Origin of the sequence: Roseibium sp. (genome assembly GCF_025698965.1) — a bacterium.
In the GTDB taxonomy this organism is placed as follows: domain Bacteria; phylum Pseudomonadota; class Alphaproteobacteria; order Rhizobiales; family Stappiaceae; genus Roseibium.
Genome location: NZ_JAILWL010000254.1, coordinates 1 through 5,000, shown reverse-complemented (window position 1 = coordinate 5,000; position 5,000 = coordinate 1). Strand labels below are relative to the sequence as shown.

2 protein-coding genes, 1 tRNA gene and 2 rRNA genes (1 of these 5 running past the window's edge) are annotated in these 5,000 nt (G+C 55.8%); 3 read left to right on the top strand and 2 right to left on the bottom strand.

The features are described 5' to 3' along the window. The 3 genes from K5905_RS19515 to K5905_RS19505 form a co-directional block, all read left to right on the top strand. A 23S ribosomal RNA gene (locus K5905_RS19515) occupies positions 1-2,142 on the top strand; it begins 584 nt to the left of the window's first position. Positions 2,143-2,536: 394 nt separating this feature from the next. After that, positions 2,537-2,651 (top strand): 5S ribosomal RNA (gene rrf, locus K5905_RS19510). 218 nt (positions 2,652-2,869) lie between these two features. Then, positions 2,870-2,946 (top strand) — tRNA-Met (locus tag K5905_RS19505). A 212-nt stretch (positions 2,947-3,158) separates the two neighbouring features. On the opposite strand, the gene K5905_RS19500 is transcribed toward K5905_RS19505, so the two are convergent. Then, positions 3,159-4,775, bottom strand: a complete 1,617-nt coding sequence (locus K5905_RS19500; RefSeq protein ID WP_297586789.1) for a GMC family oxidoreductase — start codon at positions 4,773-4,775, stop codon at positions 3,159-3,161. Beyond that, a partial coding sequence (locus tag K5905_RS19495; protein WP_297586788.1) for an FCD domain-containing protein occupies positions 4,772-5,000 on the bottom strand: 229 nt, incomplete at its 5' end. The genes K5905_RS19495 and K5905_RS19500, both read right to left, overlap by 4 nt.

Genomic DNA, 5,000 nt, shown 5'->3' with positions numbered 1-5,000 from the left:
TGTAGGCGCAGCGAAAGCGAGTCTGAATAGGGCGTTTTAGTTCGTTGGATTAGACCCGAAACCGAGTGATCTAGCCATGGCCAGGTTGAAGGTGCGGTAACACGCACTGGAGGACCGAACCCACGCCTGTTGAAAAAGTCGGGGATGAGCTGTGGCTAGGGGTGAAAGGCCAATCAAACTCGGAAATAGCTGGTTCTCCGCGAAATCTATTTAGGTAGAGCGTCGGATGAATACTCTCGGGGGTAGAGCACTGGATGGGCTATGGGGGCTTACCGCCTTACTGATCCTAACCAAACTCCGAATACCGAGAAGTACTATCCGGCAGACACACAGTGGGTGCTAACGTCCATTGTGGAGAGGGAAACAACCCTGACCGCCAGTTAAGGTCCCTAAGTTATGGCTAAGTGGGAAAGGATGTAGAACTCCCAAAACAACCAGGATGTTGGCTTAGAAGCAGCCATCATTTAAAGAAAGCGTAACAGCTCACTGGTCTAAATAAGGGGTTCCGCGCCGAAAATGTACCGGGGCTCAAGCCATACACCGAAACTGCGGGTGCATCTTTAAGATGCGCGGTAGCGGAGCGTTCTGTAAGTCTGCGAAGGGAGACCCGTGAGGGCTCCTGGAGATATCAGAAGTGCGAATGCTGACATGAGTAACGATAAAGAGTGTGAGAGACACTCTCGCCGAAAGTCCAAGGGTTCCTGCGCAACGCTAATCGGCGCAGGGTTAGCCGGCCCCTAAGGCGAGGCCGAAAGGCGTAGTCGATGGGAATGCAGTTAATATTCTGCAGCTTGGTGGTAGTGACGGATGCAGTGTGTTGTATCTCCTTATTGGATTGGGGGTGCAGCGAATGTGTTCCAGGAAATAGCTCCACCGTATAAACCGTACCCGAAACCGACACAGGTGGACTGGTAGAGAATACCAAGGCGCTTGAGAGAACTATGCTGAAGGAACTCGGCAAAATGCTCCCGTAAGTTCGCGAGAAGGGAGACCTCAGTTCGGGCAACCGGATTGGGGTGGCACAGACCAGGGGGTGGCGACTGTTTATCAAAAACACAGGGCTCTGCGAAGCCGCAAGGCGACGTATAGGGTCTGACGCCTGCCCGGTGCTGGAAGGTTAAGAGGAGGTGTGCAAGCACCGAATTGAAGCCCCAGTAAACGGCGGCCGTAACTATAACGGTCCTAAGGTAGCGAAATTCCTTGTCGGGTAAGTTCCGACCTGCACGAATGGCGTAACGACTTCCCCGCTGTCTCCAGCATAGACTCAGTGAAATTGAATTCCCCGTGAAGATGCGGGGTTCCTGCGGTCAGACGGAAAGACCCCGTGCACCTTTACTACAGCTTCACACTGGTATTCGTCACGACATGTGTAGGATAGGTGGTAGACGTTGAAACAAGGGCGCCAGCTCTTGTGGAGTCACCCTTGAAATACCACCCTTGTCGTCATGGATATCTAACCGCGGTACAACAATATCCGGGACCGTGTGTGGCGGGTAGTTTGACTGGGGCGGTCGCCTCCCAAATGGTAACGGAGGCGCGCGAAGGTGGGCTCAGAGCGGTCGGAAATCGCTCGTTGAGTGCAATGGCATAAGCCTGCCTGACTGCGAGACTGACAAGTCGAGCAGAGACGAAAGTCGGCCATAGTGATCCGGTGGTCCCTCGTGGAAGGGCCATCGCTCAACGGATAAAAGGTACGCCGGGGATAACAGGCTGATGATGCCCAAGAGTCCATATCGACGGCATTGTTTGGCACCTCGATGTCGACTCATCACATCCTGGGGCTGGAGCAGGTCCCAAGGGTTTGGCTGTTCGCCAATTAAAGTGGTACGTGAGTTGGGTTCAGAACGTCGCGAGACAGTTCGGTCCCTATCTGCCGTGGGTGTAGGAGAATTGAGAGGATCTGTCCCTAGTACGAGAGGACCGGGATGGACGTACCTCTGGTGGACCTGTTGTGGCGCCAGCCGCATTGCAGGGTAGCTATGTACGGAAGGGATAACCGCTGAAAGCATCTAAGCGGGAAACCCACCTCAAAACAAGTTCTCCCTGAAGAGCCGTGGAAGACCACCACGTCGATAGGAAGCGTGTGGAAGTGCGGCAACGCATGAAGCTTAGCTTTACTAATAGCTCGTTCGGCTTGATCCTCTCATTAGTCAATGTTCATCTTTACTTGCGCTACCGCCCTTCGGGCTACTTGAGCGCTTTGAAAAGATCATGCGGTTTTGTTCTCACGGACGTACCGGTCCTAACGGACCTGTCCTGCGAACCACGCGGCCTGACCGGCCGGCGCGCACTTGCGCTTGCGGAGCAAAGCTCCGGAACGTGCCAAACCGAAATCGATCAATAATTAAGAAAAGACCAGTGTTCTCAAAGCCTTCAGGCTCCAGATCCGCAAGGAAAAGGGCCCGGACCGAAGGGTCCGCAAGGCCGACCGGCCGCCGCGCATGTTTGCGCGCCCCGTCCGGAGGTTAGGGCGAAGCCCGATCAACCGTGAGGACATACAAAAAAGACCAGTTCACAACAAACTGCGCTTCGCCGGCCTGGTGGCCCCAGCGGGGAGCCCCCACCCGATCCCATCCCGAACTCGGCCGTGAAACTCCCCAGCGCCAATGGTACTGCATCTTAAGGTGTGGGAGAGTAGGTCGCTGCCAGGCCTGCAAAACGCAGTTTGATGAAATCTCTCAACGATGAAACCTCTCACCGGTGAAAACCGGAGCCCAGCACCTCAGAGCTAAAAAGCACCAGAGTGCTGGCACCGTGGAGCAGTCCCCGTTTGCCCGCAGGCGCAAAGCGCCGAGGACAAACAAAACAAAAATGAAGGGCTGAAAACCGGACGCTGACAGGCCCCGGAACCACGGTGAAAAACCAATAACGCGGGATGGAGCAGCCCGGTAGCTCGTCAGGCTCATAACCTGAAGGTCGCAGGTTCAAATCCTGCTCCCGCAACCAACAAACAGCCGCCCCAAGGGCGGCTTTTTTGTTGGTAACGGACACAGATTTGAACATGACGGGGTCCCCGTAAGGAGGGCAAAGCCCGACGCAGAAGGGGCAAAAATGCTCAAATCCTGCTCCCGAAACCAAATAAAAAAAAGCCCGGCCGGGAAACCGGCGGGCTGTTGGTGGTTGGACCGTGCAAGACAGTGACTGCCTGCTGAAGGATGCTATGCTTCCAAAATGAACTCGGCACATCTTGATCCGAGCATCATTGCAGGTGCGTTGGTGTTGCCGGCATTGATGTCCGGGACCGCCGACATGTCACATACTCGAAGACCATCCACCCCCCGAACGCGCATCCGTGCGTCCAGAACCGCCAATTCGTCGCTGTCAGCGCCCATTTTTGCAGTCCCTGCCGGATGGTAGTTTGTTTTGACGAATCTCTTGCAATGCCGTCTGAGCGCTGCGTCCGATGTGTCGGTTGGATCGGGGATCGCAATCTTTTCCAAATGTGAAGCAAGGGGATCGGAACGGAAGGCCTCCAGAAAGAACCGCTGACCGGCGATCATTTCCTTCATGTCCTCTTCTTCCTTCAGAAGGTTCGGGCATACGATCGGCATTTGTGCCGGATCCTGCGACGCCAGTTTCACGTGACCGCGCGATTTGGGTTTGACCACAACCGTCGTGACTGTAACGCCGTACCCGTCCTGAAGTTCTGTCTGTGCATCCCGGTCCAGATAAACGATCGGAACACAAAAAGCCTGAATTGTGGGCGGTTTTTCACGGCAGGTCGGGTTTACGAATGCACCTGCTTCAACGCCGGCCGAGGTCACAGGGCCACTGCCAAAAATCTTGAACTGCAGGCCGTTCCACAGCATGCGCCAGCCTTCACCCTGGCGATAGTAGCCGTGTGGTCCATTGGCGTAGGCGGTGATCGGCACTTCGGGATGATCGATCAGGTTCTGACCCACGCCGGGCAATGAGGCTTCGACCTTGATGCCGTGGCCTTTGAGATGTTCGGCGCATCCGACACCCGATAGCATGAGGATCTTCGGAGTTATCAGGGCGCCTGCCGCCAGAATGACCTCACCTTCGGCACGAACCGTGTGCATGCCGGTCGGATCACGGTAGATCACGCCGACGGCGCGGCCGTTCTCGATAATTACCTTTTCAACGGAAGCCTGGAGCTTAAGGGTGAGCTTCGGGTCCTTTTTGAGTGGCTCCAGAAAGGCATAGGCCGTGGAGCTGCGGCGTCCGTTCCTGTTTGTGAATTGATAGAAACCGACGCCTCTTTGGGAAGGGCCGTTGAAGTCGGTGTTATAGGGCTCGCCGAGGGTCTGAACCGCCTGGACGAACCAGCGGGACATGGTGTCGATGTATCCGGGATCGGACACTTTCACTTCCCCGGAAGTTCCGTGAAGTCCCCCCGACAGTCTGTTGTTGGCTTCCATCCCGGTGAAATGCGGCAACACGTCGGTCCATGCCCAACCCGGGTTGTCGTTGTTTTCCCGCAGCTCCTCGTTCCAGCCATCGTAGTCGTCCGGCCGCCCGCGCATATAGACCTGTGCGTTGACTGAGGATCCGCCCCCCAAAACGTTTCCCTGCGGTATGTCATGTATCCGGTTGTCGAGATGTGGTTGCGGAACCGTCTTATGGTACCGCATGTATTTGGATCCCTTGATCATCTTGAAGATGCCCGGCGGCATGTCGAGCAACGGATGGCGGTGAGAGTAACCCGCTTCAAGCAATAGGACGCGCGCGTTTCCTTCGTTCACCAGCCGCGCAGCAGCAACCGCGCCGCCGGAGCCTCCACCGACGACAATATAGTCAAAAGCAGCAGTCATTCTTCTCCCCAATCGAACGTAACGCGCACGAATTCCCAGGCTGCTTTCAGGTGGTTTGTCAGCGCTTCCTCCGCTGCTGCGGGATCCCGTTCCAGGATTGCATCAAGGATTGCCTTGTGAGCGATGTAGTTCACTTCATTGCGCTCGGGCGACCTGAGCATCTGGTCCCACTGTGGGGCGAGCCAGGACGTGTACCCCTCATGAATGGCAGGGAAGATCGGATTT

Coding starts and splice junctions, on each gene's coding strand:
- K5905_RS19500 (WP_297586789.1), bottom strand. CDS start 4,775: ATGACTGCTGCTTTTGACTATATTGTCGTCGGTGGAGGCTCCGGCGGC.